Consider the following 18,254-nt stretch of genomic DNA (forward strand, 5'->3'; position numbering starts at 1 on the left):
CGGACCGGACGGACAGGCGTGAAGCGGCTGTATATAATTTTCCGGTACGGTTCTGCAGCGGGCCGTTGGATTGTTCTTCGATCCGGCCGCCCGCCGTTGCAGCTTCCCGCACGTCGGTGGCCTGTCCGGATCGTTTTGACCTGAGTGAAACGGCACGACGAGACAGTGGTTAGCGAATCAACCGCAGCTTACACAGACGCGACATCAACCAATCAGCACTTCAATGAACTGGTGCTCAGCAGCTCCGACGTTGAGGAGTTCCTGGGCGAATTGGCGCGGGTATCCGCCTGCAGCCTCTCGGAACCCGGTGACGAGATCCTCTGCGGGATCACGCTCTTCCGCCACCGCAAGGCCGCGACGGTGGCCAGCAGCAGCCCGGAAGCCCAGGTCATGGACGAAATCCAGTACACCTTCGGTGACGGCCCGTGTGTGACGGCCTCCCGGGAACAGGAAACTGTTCATATCCGCGACCTTGAGGATTGCGGACGCTGGCCGCAATACGCCGCCACCGTCCGGGGCCACGGCGTCCGCTCGATTCTGGCCCTTCCGTTCCTGCTGGACGGCGACACCCGCGCGGCCCTCAACCTGTACTCGCACCGGTCCGGCCGGTTCGACGGCAGGGCGATGGACCTGGCCCGGAACTTCGTGAGCCAGACGTCCATGGCACTGCGCCTCGCCGTGCGTTTCGCGAACTACAGCGACACGGCGGCGAACCTCAGGGCCACCCTGGAGACTCGGACCGGCATCGACGTCGCGGTGGGCATCATCATGGCGCAGAACCGCTGCAGCCAGGACGCCGCCTTTGAGCTCCTCAAGGCCGCCTCCAGCGCGCGCAACATCAAGCTGCATGTGGTGGCCGCCGGCGTCGTGGAATCACTGGGCAAGGGGCCGGCCAGGACGCACTTCGACGTCTAAGCCTCGCGCCGGATTTCCCGGATCAGCCAGTCCACGATCATCCGACTGGCGCCCGAACTGCTGTCGGCCCGGTGCTGCTGCGCGTGCCAGCGGTGGACGTCGCCCTGCCGTCCGCCGCGGGACTCGAGGTAATCCGTCAAGGGGCAGTCCTGGATGCGGTGCGGGTGCGGGGATCCGAGGCGAAGGAACTTCCAGTGGAAAGCCAGGGCTCCGAGGGCCGTGGTGACCTGGCGGGCGGATTCGCGCGATTCGAAGTCCGCCGTCCAGCCCGGCACCTCGGCGGCAGGCATCGGGCGGGCGAGATGGTACCCCTGGCCGTACCTGGCTCCGAGCACGGCCACGGCTTCGGTCATGCCGAGGTCCTCCAGCCCCTCTGCCACGACCGACAGGTCGAAATCCCTGCCAATCTGCACCAGCGTGGCGATGAGGCTGAGGGTCTCCAGCGGGCTGGTGCGCAGGCCGGTGAGCATGTCCCTGTCGATTTTGACCGCCGTGAAGGGCAGCATGGACAGCCGCTTCAGGCTGCTGTAGCCCGCGCCCAGATCGTCCATGGCGAGTCCGACGCCCAGCTCGACCAGGCGGTCCAGGGGGCCCCGCAGCAGGTCCCAGTCCGTGGTCTCGGTCTCGAGTAATTCCAGGACCAGCCGCGGCGGCGCGATCGTGTGACGTCGGAGGGCCTCTTCAACGAAACGCACGCAGTCCGGGCCCAGCAGGCTGGACGGCGCAATGTTAATTGAGGCCTTGGCGGACAGCCCCAGCCCGTCCCAGGCCGCGAGGCAGGCCAGCACCTGATCGAGTCCCACCCCGAACAGCATGTCCGTCTCCGCCGGGCTGAGGTGCGGGAGGAATGCTGCCGGCGGTACAAGGCTGCCGTCGCGCAGCCGTAACCGGGCCAAGGACTCGAAGAGGTAAACGCTGCCGGCGTGAAGGTCCACCGCGGGCTGCATGAACATTTCCAGCCCGCCGTCGAACAGTTGCTCCTTGTACGAGGCAACGACGTCGCCGGCCGGGTCTGCCGACGTCGACACCCCGGCGGGTGCGCCGGCTGTCGGCGCGGGGGCCGGAGCCGCGTCCGACGCGTCCCCGGAAAGTTCCCACCAGCCCTGCGTTCCCGCGGTTCGCGCTTTAGCCACATTGAGGGCCGCGTCGGCGCCGCGCAGCAGGGTTCGCATGTCATTGCCGTCCCGGGGCGAACATGCCAGCCCCGCGCTCATGGTCAGGGAAATCGTTTCCCCTGCCACTTCGAAGGGTTCATCGACACTGCGCCCGAGCCGGCGGAGCACACCGGCCAATGTCGCCGCGGCGTCATCCCCGCCTGCCCCTTCAACCACAAGCACAAATTCGTCGCCGCCCATCCGGGCGAGGAACTCGGCCGGCTGGAGCCGCGCCTGCATCCTCGCCGCCCAGCTTTTCAGGATGACGTCGCCGGCCTCGTGACCCAGGGCATTGTTCACTTCCTTGAACCGGTCCAGGTCAATCAGCCCGACGGCGACGGCGGGACGGGAGCCGCCGTCGGGATCCAGCGACTTGGCGAGGTGTCCGTCCAGGGCCGCGCGGTTGGGCAGGCCTGTCAGCTGATCGTGGGTGGCCTGGAAGCGGAGCTGTTCGTGCAGTGCCATCCGGGCATTAATGTCCCGCTGCACGCTGACGAAGTGTGTCACGTGACCGTCCTCGTCCAGGAGCGGCGTGATGGTCAGTGCGTTCCAGAACGGTGACCCGTCCTTGCGGTAGTTGAGGATGTCCCCGCGGAACTGTTCCCCGCGCGCCAATGCGTCCCGGATGGTCGCGGCGGCCTCCGGCGCTGTACCCGGCCCCTGGAGGATCCGGCAGTTACTGCCCAGCACCTCGGCTTCCGAGTACCCGGTGATGGTACTGAAGGAGCGGCTGGCGTGCAGGATGTTCTGCGCAGCATCCGTGATCAGCGAGATTTCGGACGTTGCGGACAGCGCCCTGACAAGGAGCTCCGGGGGAATGCCGTCGGCAACGTGGGGCGAGGCCGCGGGCGCGGGAGTTGGCCTGCGAAGAGACATGCTGGATCCATTGAAAAGTCAGTCCGGGGTCCGGAAATTGATAAGTTCACTGACAGACTAGCCGTCCCGTGGCCGAACGCCCGGCAACTATTGGCGCTCAGGCGCGGCCGCGATGTCCAGGATGGTTCGGACGGTGTCCTCATCGGCCAGGATCCGGAAGTGCCCGGCGGTGTCCAGCTGGATGTTCCGGGCGCCGGGCAGCACACTGCCCTCGGGGATGTGCGGGTCAAAGCGTCCGTAGACCGAAGTGATGCGCTCGTTGACGCGTTCCTCCCGGGCGAGTTGCATGGTCACCGCACTCCGGGGCGAGAAGGCGCGCAGGCTCGGCAGCAGCATGAATGACGCGTAGCGCGATCCGGAGAATGGCGAGCAGACCGCCACCATGCCCGCGATCCGGCGATCCGGATCCAGCTGCATCATCACGAATTTGCCGATCAGTCCGCCCTTGCTGTGCGCGACGATCATCGCGTCCGTGAGCTCACGCTCCCTGATGTATCCGGCGATCAGATCTGCGGCCCTAGGCACCGCGAGCCGGTTCCGGTGCAGCAATGCCAGCACATGCACCGGGTGGCCCGCTTCATGAAGCCGCTCGACGAGCGGCAGCATAAAGCGCCAATCCTCATACACTCCCGGAATCACCACGACGGGCCGTCCGGTCCCGCCGAGGAAATCCTCCGGCCTGGTCCGGGAGGCTGCGCTGAGGACCTGCCGACCCGCGGCATACAGATAGTCCTGGACCCACCAGCGGGCGGTTTGCAGCACCCCGCTCAGCACCCCGCTCACGCCGGATGTCCTTGGGAGGCCTCCCCGGCGGTCTGGCGGATCCCGGCAAATTCCAGGATGGCTGCCGCCACTTCCACGGACCGGTTGTGCTGCACGACGTGCCCGGTGCCTGCGATTTCGAGCAGCTGCCCCTCGGCCGCGTGGGCGGCAAGGCGGCGGCACCAGTCAGCCGAGGCGACGGGGTCGTTCGCGCCGCGCACCACCAGGACCGGGGCAGAGACTCCCGTAATTTTCTGCTCCGTGGGGTAGCCCATCATGACGCGGAGGGTCTTCAGGTACCAGACGGGCCCGCAGCGGAGATAGTCCGTGAAGACGAGGGCGTTGGCGGACGGGCTTTCGAAGAACAGGCTGTCCCGGCCGAGTGCGAGGGCCTGCTGCATGACGGTGCGCCGCTTGGAATCAACCACGGGCCCCATCAGGACCAGATGGGACACCCGCTCGGGCTGCTGAAGTGCAGCCTCTACGGCGAACTGGGAGCCCATCGAATGTCCGACCAGCACGAATTCCAAAACCCCCAGCTGTTCCAGGGCTCCGAGGATGTAGGTGGCGTGGTCCGCGACCGAGAGCGTGTTTTCCGGGCGTGGCGTCGCGCCGAACCCGGGGAGATCGATCGAGTAGGTGTCGGCAGACTCCGCCAGCAGCCCGTGGAGCCTGCCGAGATAACGGTGCGAGACGCCGATCCCGTGGATCAGTACGACGGCGGGGCGTGCGGCCCCGCCGTCGGCCGGGCCGGCGTGGCCCCTGGAGACGAACACGTGGCCCACATGGCCTGCGGCCTCGATCTCTAGACGGTCGGGCCTGCACATGGTGGGCTCTTTTCTGTTCAGCGCTCTCTGTCCGCGCCGCGTGTCAGCGTCCACTAAGCATACTGACAGAATTCCACCGGTCAGTCTTGGCGCTTGTCCCGCTCGCTGAACTCCTCGTCAAGGTCGTAGTGCCTGAATTCGGTCTCCGGGTTAGGTTCACCCTCAGCCACGTACTCGTAGTCCAGCTGCCGCTGGACCTGGCTGTCGAGGACCTGCAAGTCCTTGTCCTCCACCTTACTGAGGTCCTCCGGGAATTCATCCTCCGGCGTCAGGTGCAGCTTCTCGGTCATGGCGTGCCTCTCTGGGCAGGACATGTGGACTCGATAATGCGATGTCCCGGCCGCCTTTAGGATAGCCGCGCCCCGGCGCGAGAGGAATACGGCGGCCCGCCCTTTGACTTAGGCCGCGCCTGAGGCAGCGCCTAGGCCTAGGCCGGCTCGGGGCCGACGTTGACCAGCCAGTCCGTGCCGAACTTATCCGTGCACATGCCGAAGACATCTCCCCACGGGGCTTTCTCCATGGGGACTGTCACGTTTCCGCTTTCGGCGAGCTTGTCGAAGTAGCCGCGCAGTTCGGTCTCGTCCGTACCGCTCAGGGAAACGGAGATGCTGCTGCCGGGCGTGAAGTCCATGCCGTTGGGCGTGTCCGCGCCCATCAACACCATGCCTTTGTCTGTGGTCAGCATGGCATGCATGATCTTGTCCTGCTCGGCAGGATCTTCGCTGGCGTGGTATTCGCCGAAGGTGCTCATGTTCAGTTCACCGCCAAAGACCGACTGGTAGAAGGTCATGGCCTCCTTGGCGTTGTCGCGGAAACTCAGGTACGGGTTCAGCGTTGTCATATCCGGGACTCCTTGCAGCTGGGATGCCGGCAAGCGTGCCATGTTGCGGCGCGGCCGGCACACATTTACATGGCATATCCTGCCCCAAATCAGGCATTCACGGTAGGCCTCCGCCGGGTGTCCGGCCGCGGGGCGTCGCTGCCGCCTAGGCTGTCTGTCCGGCGTGCTCGCCTTCCTCGATCTCCTCCAGCAGTTTGTCGTTGAAGGCGGGAAGATCGTGCGGGTTCCGGCTGGTCACCAGCCCCTGGTCCACCACCACTTCCTGGTCGCTCCAGTTGGCACCGGCATTCTTCAGGTCGGTCTGGAGCGTGTGGTAAGACGTGACGTTCCGGCCGCTGATGACCCCGGCCTCGATCAGCAGCCAGGGTCCGTGGCAGATCGAGGCCACCGGCTTGTGCTGCTCGAAGAAGGCCCGGGTGAAGGCCTGGGCGCCCTTGTCGGCGCGGAGATGGTCCGCATTGACGACGCCGCCGGGGATCACGAGGGCGTGGAAATCACTGGCGTTGGCCTCGGCGACCGTGAGGTCGACGTCGAAAGTCTGCCCTTTTTCCGTACCGTCATAGCCCTGCAGCGTCCCGCTCTTGGGCGCCACCAGGGTGGGCTCGCCGCCGGCTTCCTTCACGGCGTTCCAGGGGCTGGTCAGTTCCACCTGCTCCACGCCGTCGGTGAGCAGGAAGGCGACTTTCTTACCGGCAATGTTGTGCTGGGACACGGGTCCTCCTCTGGTGCCCGGGGAGGACCTGCGGCCTTGGACGGGCCGGATCCCCCGCTCGGGGAGTTTTGATGCCTGACAGGATCAACTCTAGGAAGCCACAAAGTAATAAGCAAGCTGATTATATTGCTCTTGGCGCCCGACGTCGGCTGGCGAGGATCCGCAGGACGGTCCATGCTGGGAGAAGGACCGGGAATGGGTCGGAGAAGCGCTGACGGGCGGGTTGCCATGTTGATTGCGTTGCTGGGCGACGTCATGCTGGGCCGGCTGGTCAATGAGCGGCTGCGGCGGGTCGGCGCTGCTTACCCGTGGGGCGATACGCACACCGTTCTGCGCACGGCGGACCTCACCGTCGCCAATCTTGAGTGCGTCCTGGCAGCCGGCGGCGAACCGCAAGCCGGCAAGGTGTTCCATTTCCGCTCTGACCCGAGGAATGCGGCGAGCCTCCGCGCGGCGGGGATCGGGATGGTGTCGCTGGCCAACAACCATGTCCTGGATTACGGGGCCGTGGCGTTCCGGGAGATGCTGCCCGCGCTCGACTCGGCCGGCATTCTGCATGCAGGGGCCGGACTGGACGGGGACGCCGCCCGTCGGCCCGCGGTGCGCCGCGTGTCAGGGATCGCCGTCGGGCTCATTGCGTTCACCGACAACCAGCCGGACTGGGAAGCGGACGGCGGGCCCGGCGTATTCTTCGTGCCCGTGGTGGACAGCGACCGCAGGGTGGCCGACCTGCTGGCGTTGGTTCGGCGGACGAAGGCCCGCGTCCAGCTCCTGATCGTTTCCGCGCACTGGGGGCCGAACTGGGGCTCCGGGGCGCCGTCCGAGCACCGCGGACTGGCCCGGGCACTGATCGAGGCGGGTGCCGACGTCGTCTATGGGCATTCGCCGCATATCTTCCGCGGCGTCGAGGTGCTCCAGGGCCGGCCCGTCATCTACAGCGCTGGGGACTTTGTGGACGACTACGCGGTGGATCCGCTGGAACGCAATGACCAGTCGTTCATTTTCATGCTCCACACGGACGCCGGCACGCCCCGGACGCTGCGGCTGTATCCGACGCTGATCACCGATTTCCAGGCCCGGCTGGCGGGCAGGAGCTCCCGGCAGATCGCAGAACGGATGCAACGGCTCAGCCGCCACCTCGGGACCGCGAGCAGCTGGGACGCGGCCGCCGGGTGCCTGGAGATTCCGCTCACCGCCGGGGACTGAGTGCGATTGCCCGCACGGGCGGGCGTCAACGCTTTTTGGCCATTTCCCCGCTGACGGTCAGCTGTTCAGCTACGTCGCGCAGCTTGATGTTCAGCTCCGAGCTTGCCCGCGAGAGCAGCAGGAACGCCTGCTGGGCGGTGACCTTGTAACGCTCCATCAGGATTCCCTTCGCCTGCCCGATCAGGTCGCGGGTGTCCAGGGCCTGGGTGAGCTGGCTGACCTGCTGGTTCCCGGCGACGGCGACGGCGGCATGGGCGGCCACCAGCGCCCCGATCCGCTCCGATTCGGCATCGAAGACGCCAACCTCCTTGCCAAAGAGATTCAAGGCCCCAAGGTGGTCACCGTCCACAAAGAGCTGGAAGGAGAGCATGCTCCGCGCACCGAGCGCAAAAGCCGGCCGCGCGAAAGCCGGCCAGCGGGGGTCCCTGCTGAGGTCGGGAACGCTGACAACGCGCTCTTCATATGAGGCGTCCAGGCACGGCCCCTGCCCGGTTTCGCTCTGGAGGGCGTCCACGCGGCGCGGAAGTTCGCTGGACGCGGCCCGCGAGTCAATCGTCCGGGGGCCAGAGATCAGGCTGACGGAGGCGTCGGCGGCGTGTGGGACCAGCTCCAGGGCGGCGTGCACAATGCCTGCCAGCATGGAGTCGGTGTCTTCCTCGTGCTGGAGTTCACGGGCCAGGTCGCCCAGGCGCTGGGCCAGTGCCGCCGCGGCGACCGGGCGTCCGCCCTGCTGTCCCTCTCCTATGACACCGGTTTCGGCCGGGTTCAAGTCCATCACGGCACCTCCTGACGGGCGCGAGTATTGCGGCTTTTCTTCGAAATATACGCCTCTCAACCCAGCCCGGCACCGGACACGAGACACGGATCTTACGGGCTGGTAACCCGCCGTTAACGCGGTGGTGTGAAACTGGAGTACGGACCCAATCGAGACTGACACGTCCCTGTACGGCGAACCCTCCAAGGAGCAGCAGACATGACCAGTCCAGAGCACAATTCTGCCGGCGGCCCCCGGATCCATGAGTCCAGCCAGGACCGCCCCGACCTGAGCAGCCTGCATGTCCGCGAGGACGTGGCGATTACCGGGCTCTGCGGCAACGTACATCTGCCCACGGGCCGGACCTGCGTCCTGTCGGAACGGCACGAGGGTTCCTGCCACTTTGTCGGGCCCGAGGACGCAGAAAACCTGGCAGCGCGCTAAGGATCCACGGCAGATCCGGCGGCCGGCGCTGGTTGCCGGGCATAAAGCGCGCGTACGCTCACCGTGTGGACATCGTTGAATTCCTGTCCGAACGGATCAGCGAGGACGAGGCCGTGGCGCGGACGCTGCTCGGCGACCGGGCTGTCTCGAAATCCGGCGCCTGGTACGAGCAGCGTCTGCTGCTCGAGTGCGAGGCCAAGAAGCGCCTGATCCGCATCGTGGAGTCCGCCCGGCAGTCGGCCCTAGCAGCCATGGTCAGCGACACCGACCCGGAGCTGGGCTGGATCCCGCAATCGATCGAGTGGATGGAACAGTCGCTTTATGCCCTGGCGCTTCCTTACTACGACCATCCCGACTTCGAGCAGGGCTGGCTCCGCGCTTAGGGCGCCTGCCGTCCGCTTGATTTCACAGTTCGCTCTAAGAAAATCCCAAGGTCCGTGTGCAATATCCAATCGCTGGCCTAAGCTAAAGAGCGGGGGGCGCTCAATAGCGAAGACGCAAAAATGGAGGCCACCATGTTCAGCTACGTCCGCCGTCCGGGAATATTGCGACGACCAGCGCCCGCCACCGCGGGCCGACGCAAAGATCCCGGGAATGCCGCTCCCCCGCCCAAGGCCAGGCACCGGATCCGGGGAATCCTCGGTGGCCTTGCAGCGCTGAGCCTGGCTGTGGCCGGAAGCCTCGTGGCAGCCGTCCCCTCAACCGGCGCCGAGCAGAAACAAAATTACATCGTGGTGCTCAAAGACGGCCTTGTCGACGCCGGCACATCGGCCGCGGCCCAGCAAGGTAAATACGGTCTGGCTGTTTCCACGGTCTATCGCAATGCCGTCAAGGGGTACGCGGCCACTATGACGCCGTCCGCCGCGGCCCGCCTCGCAGCAGATCCCGGTGTTGATTTCGTTACCGTGGCCAGGGAGTTCGACAAGCCGGAGAATCCGGGGCCCAACAACCAGGTGGCGCCCCTTTGGTGGCTGCGAATCGGCGGTTCCCTCCCGGACGGCGATCAACAGCGACGGGCGCAGGACGACGTCAACGTCAACGTGGCCGTGATTGACAGCGGCATTGACAGCAGCCACCCGGACCTGAATGTGCAAGGTGGCATCGACTGTTCCACCGGCTCACCGGTGAAGGTTACCTCCACGGATACCGTTGGACACGGGACCTTCGTCGCCGGGGTGATCGGCGCGAAGGACAACAACCTGGGCGTGATCGGCACGGCGCCGGGAACCCCGTTGTGGTCCGTCCGCGTGGTTGACGACGCCGGTGTGATCACGGAGGAAATGCTCATCTGCGCCATCGACTGGGTGACCGCGACGCTCAACGACGATGACCCGGAGAACGACATCGCCGTGGCCAACATCAGCATCGGCGGACCGGGGGCCGAAACCGAGAACTGCGGCAAGGGAACGGACCCGATGCACTACGCCATCTGCCGCTCTGTCGACGCCGGAGTCGTGTACGCCGTAGCGGCCGGGAACTCCGGCCAGGACATCGCCGGCTTTGTCCCCGCCACTTACGACGAGGTGCTGACCGCCACGGCGATAGCGGACTTCGACGGCAAGCCTGACAGCCTGAAGTCCCCGCTCTGCGGGACCGAGGACTGGTCCAAGGTGGGGCAAAAGGATGACTATCCGGCGTACTTCTCCAACTACGCCAGCGGATCCGCGGACAAGGCCCATACCATCGCCGCACCCGGGGTCTGCATGACGTCCACCGCGCCGGGCGGCTATGGAGTGGCCCACGGAACCAGCTTCGCCAGCCCTGCGGTCGCGGGCTCACTGGCGCTGTGCATCAGCGCAGGAGCGTGTGAGGGCTCGGGTAAGGAAGCAATGTCCCAGTTCCTGGATCTCACCGCCGCCTACAACGAGGAAAACCGCGACTTCGGCTTTGAGGGTGACCCGTTCCGCCCGGTCGAAGGCAAGTTCTACGGCTACCTGGCCCAGATCGCGGGATACTGACCCCACGGCGGATCCCGGCCACGGCCACGGCCGGGACCGGGATCCGCCGGGCGGCCGGCCTGGGCGCGTGCTTGGGGACGGAAGGCGAGCAGCCCGCTAAGAACCGGACCAGATCTGCCGCCACCAGGGACGGCGGGCCTCCGGCGTCTGCAGCGCTTCCTGCTTGGCGACGTCGGCCGCGAGCGCCGCACGGCGTTCCGCCCAGCGCCGCAGTTCCGCCTCGACATCACGTGTCGCGGTGACAACGGGCGGACCGCCCTGCAGCTGCCGACGGGCGTCAACCACCCGTGCATTGAAATCATCCAGGAGCTCGCGGACCTGCTTCTCGGAGGGCAGCTCGTCCATCCGGGCGTCCAGCCCGGCGTCCTCCGTGCGGAGCAGGATGGCTTTGGGTCCCATTCCGGTGATGTTTTCACGCTGCATCAGGCCTTTGACCCACCAGTCAGGGTCGTACTTCTCCCCCAGTCCCGGGATGGGTTTGCCGGCGTATTTCAAGTGGTCGAATTTTCCCTGCGCCATGGCATCGCGGATCAGGTATTCCGCCCTGGTGGCTTCGTCGAACTTCGCGCGCAGGTCCCGTTCCTTCTCTTCGGCGGCGGCCAGCTCCTGCTCCTCCTGGAGCGTCAATCCGCTGACCCGCAGGGTCCGGAGTTCCGCTGCGCGTTCCACCCGGCGCCGGAACGCCCCGCTCGATCCGCTGCCCATCGCTACCCTTCCCGTTGACCGCCCGGCTTCCTTCTTCCAGTATGCGAAGCAAAGTCCTGGCGGCCAAGGCACGGGAAACAGGAGCGGACGACGGCGGGAGCTCCCCGCCGTCGTCCGCCCGTGTAGTGCCCGGCTGGTTGTCAGACCGCGGACCAGCCCCCGTCGGAGGCGAGGATCGCGCCGTTGACGTTGGTGCCGTCGTCGCTGAGCAGGAAGGTGATGGAGGCTGCCAGCTGGGCCGCGGTGGCGGGGGCCGGGATGTTGGCACCCATCAGCGGGCCGAGCCGTTCGGCGGCCAGCTGGGAACCCCAGGTGGCCTCGATGTTGGTGATGGTGGCGCCGGGGGCCACGGCGTTGAAGCGCAGGCCCTGCGGCCCGTACATCACCGCGGAATTCCTGGTCAGGCCGACGACGGCGTGCTTGGACGCGGTGTACGCGGCGCCGGCGGCGGAACCGCGCAGGCCGGCTTCGGAGGCGACGTTGACCACGGAGCCGGAACCGGCCTCCAACATCAGCGGCACCACGGCGCGGGTCAGGCGCATGAGGGCGGTGACGTTGATCCTGAAGACCCGGTCCCAGGTGTCGTCGTCCACCTCGTGGATCGGCGCGAAGTGGTCCATGATGCCCGCGACGTTCGCGAGGGCGTCCACCCTGCCGCCCGCGGCAGCGACGACGGCGGCCACGGTGTCTTCCGTAGAGATGTCGCCGGCCACCGGGATCAGGTCCAGGCCGGCGTTCCCGGAAACCAGGGCATCCAGCCGCTCAGCGCTGATATCGGCGGCGATGACGCGGCCGCCTTCCCCTGCGACACGCAGCGCCGTGGCGAGACCGATGCCCGAACCGGCGCCCGTGACGATGACCGTTTTGCCGGCGAACCGGCCTGCGGTGATGATTTCCTGCCATGAAGCGTCGTTGCCCATGATGCCCTTCCGAACGTTGCGGGATGTTGTCATTTTCCACCTTATGACACGCTGTGTCATTATGAAAGGGTGAATACTGGTGGGATGTCCGCGCAAGACTCCACGCCCGCCGAACCGCGTTCCTCCGGGCGCCCGGCGACTATCGATCCGGACGCCATCGCCGGCCTCGCGTTGCGGCTTTTCGCCGAGGACGGCTACGAACAGACGTCGATGGAGGACATCGCGCGCGCGGCCGGGATCGGCCGCAAGAGCCTCTACCGGTATTTCTCCAGCAAGGCCGATCTCATCTGGGGCGGCATGGAACCGGTTGTCCGCGCGTCCGGCCTGGTCCTGGAGGAGGCCCGAATCCGCGGGGCGGGCGATGACGGGATCATGGCGGGTTTGCGGGCGGCCGCGAGCGCCGGGGTGGCGGCGATACCCGACCTGGCGGTGTCGCGGGGGCGGTTGCGCCTGATCGCCCGGCATCCCGAACTGGCCAGCCGGAGCTACGGTTCCCTGGCGCCGCAGCGCGACGGGGCCCGGCGTTATCTTGTGGACCGCGGGGTTCCCGAGGCCACCGCGGGTTACCTGTGTGCGGCCTATCTGGCGGCGACCTTTGAAGCGTGGATGCAGTGGGCGGAGGGCACGGAGCCTGACCCGGTGCCGTATCTGCTGGCTGCCATGGAGGTGCTGCGGGTTCCGGAGGCCTGATTCCCCGGACCCGCGGGAGCCTGCCATTGTGCGGCGCGGTGGAAGGAGCGAGGTTTTCGCTGAGCCAGCTGGCCGTCGCTGCGCGAAATTCCGCACGCTACGCGAATACGGCAGCGCCGAGTATTTTGCGCAGCGCCCGCCATTTTGCGCGGCGTCGAACCGCGACGGCGGGAGACCACAGCGTCGCGGTTTGACGTACAAGCCCCTGATTGTTCACAGTAAGTCAGTGCTGGCCAACGTTGAAGAAGTCCCCCCGCTCCCCTCGCTGATGGGCGGCCGCCCCTGGCAGCGGCAGGGCCCGGCACTGATCGGCTTCCTGGCGGTGTCATGGTTGGTGTCGCTGCTGGGCTCCCTGCCGATCCGGATGAACGGCACATGGTACGCACTGGCCGACAAGGCGCCGTGGACACCGCCGGGGTGGATCTTCAGCTCGGTGTGGCTGGTGCTCTACGCCGCCATGGCCGTGGCCGCGTGGCTGGTGTGGCGGCAGCGGCTCCTCCCCCGTAAGGCTGCTTTTAGGGCCTATGGGGTCCTCCTGGTGCTGAACCTGGCATGGCCGCTGATGTTCTTCGGCCTGTACCCGATGCTGGGGGCCGCCGCCTTGTGGATGGCACTCCTCGTTATTGGTGCCCACGCCGTGGTGGCAACACTGACGGTGCTGTTCTTCGGGCCGATCAGCAGGACTGCCGGATTGCTGATGCTGCCCTACGTTTCGTGGTTGGTGTTCTCGGCGAGCCTGAACCTTTATGCCGCCATGAACAACTGACAGGCACGGAGCGACGGCCGGAGAGTGCGGAATTATTCCGTGGGGTGACATCCTGAGAACACTATGACCGCGCACGAAGAAGGCCCCGACACGTCAGACCACGGCCGCGAGGCATCCGGACCAGAGAAAGCCGGCAGCGAGGCTCCGGCTGCGAACGGCCCCGGAACGGAGGCTGCCGGGGCCGTTGCGGGCACAGACCGGAGCCGCCGCGGGGTATTGGCCCGGGCCCTGGGCGGCGGGACCGACCCGGATCCGCGGTTCACCCTGGCCAACGAGCGCACGTTTTTGGCCTGGATCCGGACCTCGCTTGCCATGGTGGCCGGCGGCATCGCCGTGGAGGCCTTCACCTCGGGGCTGCTCGGCCCGGAAATCCGAAAAACCGTGTCTGTGCTGCTGCTCCTGCTGGGGATGGTCACCGGCGGCGGCTCCTTCTTCCGCTGGCTCAACGTGGAACGGGCCATGCGGCACCAGACTCCGTTGCCGGCGCCCTTGCTCGCTCCGATCCTGGCGGCCGGCGGAGCGCTCGTTGCGGCCGTACTGATCGTTTTTGTGATCGGGCGGTCAGCCTAGCCGTGGCGAACACCAAGTCCGCCGCGGTCCACAACGACCCGGGGCTCCAGCCCGAGCGTACGGATCTCGCCTGGCGCCGGACCTCATTGACACTGGTAACGGCGGCCTGCATCTTCCTGCGCTGGGTACCCCGCTACGGCTGGTTTGCCGGCACTCTGGTGGCCGTTTCACTGTTGGTCGCCTTTGGCATCGCGCTGACGCAGCGGCGCCGTTACCACCACCACGCCAGCGGCATCGGCGGAGCGGCGATGGCCGCGAATATCAGGGGGACGGCGGCCATCGCCGGCAGCGTCGTGGTCCTCGCCGCACTCGGCATCTACACCGTGCTGTTCCTGCCGTTGCAGTAGGTGCGACAGCACTTGGGTTCGACAGCGCCCCATCGACTGCTCCGCATCCGCCGTCTTGGGGGCTCAAAAGGGCGGATGCGGAGCAGTCGACGCGTTGGGGTTAGGCGGTGGTGACCTGCAGCAGCAGGGCGTGCTCCGGGTTGAGGACGGGCATGGGCAGGCCCACCTCGGCCAGGAAGCGGCCGCTCGCCGTGGCGCCGGACTCCAGCCAGGCCGGAGGCTGGACCTGGGTGAAGGTGCGGGCGTAGTCGGCGTCGCCCGGGGCCGGGAAGACCGCTTCCACCCGGTAGTCCGCGTCAGCGGCGAGGCCGGGGATGGTGATCCGGCCGGGCTGCTCCGCGGGTGAGGTGCCGGTGCAGGCCAGGGTGAACAGTGCCGCCGTCGAGCCTGCCGCCGCAGGACCGCTACCCGCGGCCACCACCCCGTGCAGCATCAGGGACTGGTCGGCCAGGTCGGCGCGGACCATGCGGCCCGAGTGAATCAGGCCGCGGTGCTCCTTGTAGATTCCGATGAACCGCTTGAGTTCCTCCCGCTGCACACCCTGGACCTGCCGGACGTCCCATTCCATCCCGAAGTGCCCGAACAGGGCGGTGAGGGCCCGGAAGGAGAGGTCGTGCGTGCGGGCAGTGGTGTGCGAGGTGGTGGGGCCGACGTGGCCGCCCACCAGTTCCGGCGGAACCACCAGCCCGGTCCACCGCTGGATGCTCTGCCGTTCCAGGGCGTCGTTGCAGTCCGAGGCCCAGATCCGGTCCGTCCGTTCCAGGATGCCAAGATCCACGCGCGCGCCGCCGGAGGAGCAGCTTTCAATCTCGACGCCGGGATGCGCGGCCTTGAGCGCGTCGAACAGCCGGTACGCCGCGAGGGTCTGTTCATGCACCGAGGCGCGGCCGGCGTGGCCGTGCTCCAGCAGGTCCCGGTTCTGGTCCCATTTGAGGTAGCTGATGTTGTTCTCGCGCAGGAGCGCATCCACGCGGTCATAGATGTACTGCCAGGCGTCCGGGTTGACGAGGTCAATGATGTGCTGGTGGCGCCATTCCAGCGGCAGCCGCCCGCCGTCCTTGTAGCTCTTGACCGACGGGCCGACGATCCACTCCGGATGTGCCCGGACGACGTCGGAGTCCAGGTTGACCATCTCCGGCTCCACCCACAGCCCGAATTCCATCCCGCGGGAGGTGACGGCGTCGATCAGGGGGGTCAGACCGGAGGGCCACAGGGATTCGTCCACGTACCAGTCGCCCAGGCCTGCGTGGTCGTCGCGCCGGCCGCGGAACCAGCCGTCGTCGAGCACGAAGCGCTCGACGCCGAGCTCCGCGGCGGAGTCCGCGAGTTCGATCAAGGTGATGAGGTTGTGGTCGAAGTACACGGCCTCCCAAGTGTTCAGCACCACCGGGCGGGGTTTGCCCGCGCCGCGCTGTCCAGTCCGCGACAGCCCGGCTGCCGCCGCGGCGGGCAGCACGTGGTGCGGCCGGTTCCGGAACCAGGCGTAGAAGGATTCGCTGATGCCGTCCAGGCCGCGGTCCGAGTAGGCGGCGAACAGCGCGGGCGTGGTGTAGCTGCCGCCGGGAGCCAGGACCACCTCGGCCGGGCCCAGCAGCTCGGTGCCGCCGATGATGGTCCGCCCGTCCGCGGCACTGTCCGCGAACTGTTCGTGGTTGCCGCTCCAGGCCAGGTGGGTGGCCCAGACCCTGCCGTGGCGATTGCCGAAGCCCGCGGTTCCCGCGGCGAAAAGCAGCGAGGCGTCGTGTCCGGTGCGGCCATGCCTTCCGGTGCGCACCCACGTGCCCTGCTCGATGGCGCGGCGCTGCGGGTGGCGTTCCCGGCACCAGCGGCCGGTCAGGTCCAGGAGCTCGACGGCGTCGGGCGCCACCGGGAGCACGGTGGCCAGTTCGTCGAGCTGGTACGGCGAGGTGCCGGTGTTGGTGACAGTGTGCCGCAGTTCCAGCAGTCCGCCGTCGTGCAGGGTGAGGGCGGACGAAACGCGGATCCCTGCGTCGGCGTCGGCCTGGACAATCACCGCGGAGGTCCCGACGGCGCCGGCGGTCACCTCCGCGACGCGGAGGAGGACTGAAAAGTCGTAGCCGGGAACGCCGTCGGCGATCCGGTGGCCGCGCAGGGCGGGGCGGCCGCGCCAGCTGGAGGAAGCCTGCGGGAGGAGCCCGGCGGGGACGGCGGCGTCGACGGCGGAGTGCGGGACGGGGGCTCCGAGGATGGCCAGATCGGGCAGGGAGTCGCCCAGATCGGCACCCCAATGGATGACCTCGGCCTCTCCGCTGTCGAAGCTGATCACCAGGCTGGTGCTGGCGGAGCGGAGGTACAGGGGTTCCATGGCAGGTCTCTTTCGGTGGTTCGGGAGGCGTCCGGGACGCGGGGCACGTGCGGGGATGGTCCAGGGGAATACCGGATGCCGCCGCCGCGAGGAGGTAGCGGCGGCATCCGGGGCGGGTGGGCCCTACTTGAAGAGGGCGTTGACCTGGTTGTTGGCTTCCGTGAGCGAGCTGGCCGGCTTCTTGCCGGACACAACGGCGTCCATGGCGGGCTCCATGATGCCCTTGACCTTCGCGGTGTTGTCCGTGATGGGATACAGGAACGTGGTGTTGTCCTTGACGTGGCCGGTGAACGCTGAGACATCCACGCCCTTTGCCTTGAAGGCCTCCGCGGCCTTGTCGGACGAGGACTTCAGCGCGGGGAAGACGACCGCCTTGGAGGCCACGACGTCCTGGCACTCGGCAGAGGCGAGGTACTCCACCCACTTGATGGCGGCGTCCTTCTTCTTGGTTCCGGCCCAGATTGAGTCGGCCAGGCCGTTGAACATGGAGGCCCGCTTGCCTTCCGGGCCCACCGGGGTGGGGGCGATGCCCACGTCGAGGCCCTTGTAGCTGGTGTACTGGCCGGTCATCCACGAGCCGTGGGCGTTGATGGCGGACTTGCCCGCTGCGAAGGTGTCCGCCATGCTGGCGCCCACGGTGGTCTCGAGCTTGGGCATGTAGCCCTTCTCGACCATCTGCGCGAACCAGTCCATGCTCTCCTGGAACCTGGGGTCGTCGTAGTTGTAGTGCGTGCCCCACGGGTTCTTGTCCGTGTGGGACCATCCGGTGGTGTTGGTGAGGTAGCTCCACTCCGTCTGGCCCGAGGAGTCGCCGCCGCCGTTGAGACCCAGGCCGTAGACGGCAACGTTGTTCTTGTCGAAGCCGGGCTCGTCCCCGCGCTTGCCGTTTTTGTCGACCGTCAGGTGGGCGATCGCCTTCTCGTAGCTGCCGCCGTCCTGCGGGTTCCAGTCCAGCTTGGCCATCTGCTCGGCCGTGAGGCCCGCGGAGTCGGTCATGGCCTTGTTGTAGAACAGCCCGATGGTGTCCCAGTCCTTCGGCAGGCCGTAGCGCTTGCCGTCCTGGCCGACCCACAGGTCGGCCAGGCCTTCGTTGTAGGCGGCCAGGTCCACATTGTCCTTCTCGACGGCGTCGTCAATGGCCAGCAGCTGCTTGTTCTCTGCGAGCTCGCCGTAGCGTCCGAGGTGGTTGGTGAAGACGTCCGGGGCGGTGCCGCCGACAAAGCCGTTGGTGAGAGTGCTCCAGTAGTCTTCCCACCCGCGCTGGGTGATTTTGACCGTGATGTCGGCGTTGGCCTTTTGGAAGTCGGTGGCGCACTGCTGGTAGGCGGGAAGCTGGTTGGCGTCCCAGAGCCAGTAGTTGATCTCGCCCTTGGCTGACTCTGCGGAGGAGGCGGAACCGCCGCCACAGGCGGACAGGGAGATGGCGATGGCTGCGGCGGCAGCGACGGCGCCGAGGGATTTTTTCATGGTTCTACTTTCCG

General features: G+C 67.1%; 20 protein-coding genes. 9 read left to right on the forward strand and 11 right to left on the reverse strand.

Annotation, left to right across the window (positions count from 1 at the left end; all coding sequences use genetic code 11):
* Positions 1-165 precede the first annotated feature (165 nt).
* Positions 166-915 (forward strand): GAF and ANTAR domain-containing protein, encoded by a 750-nt coding sequence (locus ASE96_RS11385; protein WP_056430983.1) that lies wholly within the window; start codon positions 166-168, stop codon positions 913-915.
* Here ASE96_RS11385 and ASE96_RS11390 read toward each other — a convergent pair.
* From ASE96_RS11390 to ASE96_RS11415, 6 genes are all read right to left on the reverse strand, one after another.
* The gene (locus ASE96_RS11390) at positions 912-2,945 is read right to left on the reverse strand and encodes a putative bifunctional diguanylate cyclase/phosphodiesterase (RefSeq protein WP_056430136.1); all 2,034 of its coding nucleotides are present in this window, start codon (positions 2,943-2,945) and stop codon (positions 912-914) included. The genes ASE96_RS11385 and ASE96_RS11390 overlap by 4 nt on opposite strands.
* An 87-nt stretch (positions 2,946-3,032) precedes the next feature.
* Positions 3,033-3,728 carry an esterase/lipase family protein gene (locus ASE96_RS11395; RefSeq protein WP_235500223.1) on the reverse strand — a complete coding sequence of 232 codons (696 nt, stop codon included), beginning with the start codon at positions 3,726-3,728 and terminating at the stop codon, positions 3,033-3,035.
* Positions 3,725-4,534, reverse strand: coding sequence for an alpha/beta fold hydrolase (locus ASE96_RS11400; RefSeq protein ID WP_056430139.1), 810 nt, complete (start codon positions 4,532-4,534; stop codon positions 3,725-3,727). The genes ASE96_RS11395 and ASE96_RS11400 overlap by 4 nt, the downstream gene beginning before the upstream one ends.
* 80 nt (positions 4,535-4,614) lie before the next feature.
* Positions 4,615-4,824, reverse strand: coding sequence for a hypothetical protein (locus ASE96_RS11405; RefSeq protein WP_056430141.1), 210 nt, complete (start codon positions 4,822-4,824; stop codon positions 4,615-4,617).
* Positions 4,825-4,961: 137 nt separating this feature from the next.
* A complete protein-coding gene (locus ASE96_RS11410; protein ID WP_056430144.1) occupies positions 4,962-5,375 on the reverse strand; it encodes a VOC family protein in 414 nt (137 codons plus the stop codon).
* 145 nt (positions 5,376-5,520) lie between these two features.
* Positions 5,521-6,087: a type 1 glutamine amidotransferase domain-containing protein gene (locus ASE96_RS11415; protein WP_056430146.1), complete on the reverse strand. Its 567-nt coding sequence runs from the start codon at positions 6,085-6,087 to the stop codon at positions 5,521-5,523.
* Positions 6,088-6,282: 195 nt separating this feature from the next.
* Between ASE96_RS11415 and ASE96_RS11420 the strand changes: the two genes are divergently transcribed.
* Positions 6,283-7,293: a CapA family protein gene (locus ASE96_RS11420; protein WP_235500224.1), complete on the forward strand. Its 1,011-nt coding sequence runs from the start codon at positions 6,283-6,285 to the stop codon at positions 7,291-7,293.
* 25 nt (positions 7,294-7,318) lie between these two features.
* On the opposite strand, the gene ASE96_RS11425 is transcribed toward ASE96_RS11420, so the two are convergent.
* Entirely contained in the window at positions 7,319-8,068 is a 750-nt protein-coding gene (locus tag ASE96_RS11425) for a GAF and ANTAR domain-containing protein (protein WP_082492703.1), read from the reverse strand.
* Between the two features lie 198 nt (positions 8,069-8,266).
* Here ASE96_RS11425 and ASE96_RS11430 point away from each other — a divergent pair, with 198 nt between their 5' ends.
* The 3 genes from ASE96_RS11430 to ASE96_RS11440 all read left to right on the forward strand — a co-directional run bounded on the left by ASE96_RS11430 (position 8,267) and on the right by ASE96_RS11440 (position 10,449).
* Positions 8,267-8,491, forward strand: a complete 225-nt coding sequence (locus tag ASE96_RS11430; RefSeq protein ID WP_056430152.1) for a hypothetical protein — start codon at positions 8,267-8,269, stop codon at positions 8,489-8,491.
* A 65-nt stretch (positions 8,492-8,556) separates the two neighbouring features.
* A complete protein-coding gene (locus tag ASE96_RS11435) occupies positions 8,557-8,874 on the forward strand; it encodes a DUF6221 family protein (protein WP_056430155.1) in 318 nt (105 codons plus the stop codon).
* A gap of 120 nt (positions 8,875-8,994) precedes the next feature.
* The gene (locus ASE96_RS11440) at positions 8,995-10,449 is read left to right on the forward strand and encodes a S8 family peptidase (RefSeq protein WP_235500225.1); all 1,455 of its coding nucleotides are present in this window, start codon (positions 8,995-8,997) and stop codon (positions 10,447-10,449) included.
* Positions 10,450-10,545: 96 nt separating this feature from the next.
* Here ASE96_RS11440 and ASE96_RS11445 read toward each other — a convergent pair whose 3' ends face one another.
* Both ASE96_RS11445 and ASE96_RS11450 read right to left on the reverse strand, forming a co-directional pair.
* Positions 10,546-11,154, reverse strand: coding sequence for a J-domain-containing protein (locus tag ASE96_RS11445; protein WP_056430157.1), 609 nt, complete (start codon positions 11,152-11,154; stop codon positions 10,546-10,548).
* Between the two features lie 140 nt (positions 11,155-11,294).
* A complete protein-coding gene (locus ASE96_RS11450; protein WP_056430994.1) occupies positions 11,295-12,074 on the reverse strand; it encodes an SDR family NAD(P)-dependent oxidoreductase in 780 nt (259 codons plus the stop codon).
* Positions 12,075-12,158: 84 nt separating this feature from the next.
* Here ASE96_RS11450 and ASE96_RS11455 point away from each other — a divergent pair, with 84 nt between their 5' ends.
* The 4 genes from ASE96_RS11455 to ASE96_RS11470 all read left to right on the forward strand — a co-directional run bounded on the left by ASE96_RS11455 (position 12,159) and on the right by ASE96_RS11470 (position 14,447).
* Positions 12,159-12,764, forward strand: coding sequence for a TetR/AcrR family transcriptional regulator (locus ASE96_RS11455; RefSeq protein ID WP_056430159.1), 606 nt, complete (start codon positions 12,159-12,161; stop codon positions 12,762-12,764).
* A 190-nt stretch (positions 12,765-12,954) separates the two neighbouring features.
* Positions 12,955-13,530: a TspO/MBR family protein gene (locus ASE96_RS11460; RefSeq protein ID WP_326952209.1), complete on the forward strand. Its 576-nt coding sequence runs from the start codon at positions 12,955-12,957 to the stop codon at positions 13,528-13,530.
* Between the two features lie 216 nt (positions 13,531-13,746).
* Entirely contained in the window at positions 13,747-14,100 is a 354-nt protein-coding gene (locus ASE96_RS11465; protein WP_056431000.1) for a YidH family protein, read from the forward strand.
* A 2-nt stretch (positions 14,101-14,102) separates the two neighbouring features.
* Positions 14,103-14,447 (forward strand): DUF202 domain-containing protein, encoded by a 345-nt coding sequence (locus ASE96_RS11470; protein ID WP_056430162.1) that lies wholly within the window; start codon positions 14,103-14,105, stop codon positions 14,445-14,447.
* A gap of 100 nt (positions 14,448-14,547) precedes the next feature.
* Here ASE96_RS11470 and ASE96_RS11475 read toward each other — a convergent pair whose 3' ends face one another.
* Together ASE96_RS11475 and ASE96_RS11480 are read right to left on the reverse strand one after the other, a co-directional pair.
* Positions 14,548-16,773 (reverse strand): alpha-galactosidase, encoded by a 2,226-nt coding sequence (locus ASE96_RS11475; RefSeq protein ID WP_056430166.1) that lies wholly within the window; start codon positions 16,771-16,773, stop codon positions 14,548-14,550.
* A gap of 123 nt (positions 16,774-16,896) precedes the next feature.
* On the reverse strand, positions 16,897-18,240 hold the full coding sequence (locus ASE96_RS11480; RefSeq protein WP_056430168.1) for an ABC transporter substrate-binding protein: 1,344 nt from the start codon (positions 18,238-18,240) through the stop codon (positions 16,897-16,899).
* Between the last annotated feature and the right edge of the window lie 14 nt (positions 18,241-18,254).

Source organism: Arthrobacter sp. Leaf69, from assembly GCF_001422645.1.
Classification (GTDB): Bacteria; Actinomycetota; Actinomycetes; order Actinomycetales; family Micrococcaceae; genus Arthrobacter.

Coding starts and splice junctions, on each gene's coding strand:
- ASE96_RS11400 (WP_056430139.1), bottom strand. CDS start 4,534: ATGTGCAGGCCCGACCGTCTAGAGATCGAGGCCGCAGGCCATGTGGGC.
- ASE96_RS11405 (WP_056430141.1), bottom strand. CDS start 4,824: ATGACCGAGAAGCTGCACCTGACGCCGGAGGATGAATTCCCGGAGGAC.
- ASE96_RS11390 (WP_056430136.1), bottom strand. CDS start 2,945: ATGTCTCTTCGCAGGCCAACTCCCGCGCCCGCGGCCTCGCCCCACGTT.
- ASE96_RS11455 (WP_056430159.1), top strand. CDS start 12,159: ATGTCCGCGCAAGACTCCACGCCCGCCGAACCGCGTTCCTCCGGGCGC.
- ASE96_RS11480 (WP_056430168.1), bottom strand. CDS start 18,240: ATGAAAAAATCCCTCGGCGCCGTCGCTGCCGCCGCAGCCATCGCCATC.
- ASE96_RS11445 (WP_056430157.1), bottom strand. CDS start 11,154: ATGGGCAGCGGATCGAGCGGGGCGTTCCGGCGCCGGGTGGAACGCGCA.
- ASE96_RS11475 (WP_056430166.1), bottom strand. CDS start 16,773: ATGGAACCCCTGTACCTCCGCTCCGCCAGCACCAGCCTGGTGATCAGC.
- ASE96_RS11425 (WP_082492703.1), bottom strand. CDS start 8,068: ATGGACTTGAACCCGGCCGAAACCGGTGTCATAGGAGAGGGACAGCAG.
- ASE96_RS11420 (WP_235500224.1), top strand. CDS start 6,283: ATGGGTCGGAGAAGCGCTGACGGGCGGGTTGCCATGTTGATTGCGTTG.
- ASE96_RS11440 (WP_235500225.1), top strand. CDS start 8,995: ATGGAGGCCACCATGTTCAGCTACGTCCGCCGTCCGGGAATATTGCGA.
- ASE96_RS11410 (WP_056430144.1), bottom strand. CDS start 5,375: ATGACAACGCTGAACCCGTACCTGAGTTTCCGCGACAACGCCAAGGAG.
- ASE96_RS11430 (WP_056430152.1), top strand. CDS start 8,267: ATGACCAGTCCAGAGCACAATTCTGCCGGCGGCCCCCGGATCCATGAG.
- ASE96_RS11450 (WP_056430994.1), bottom strand. CDS start 12,074: ATGGGCAACGACGCTTCATGGCAGGAAATCATCACCGCAGGCCGGTTC.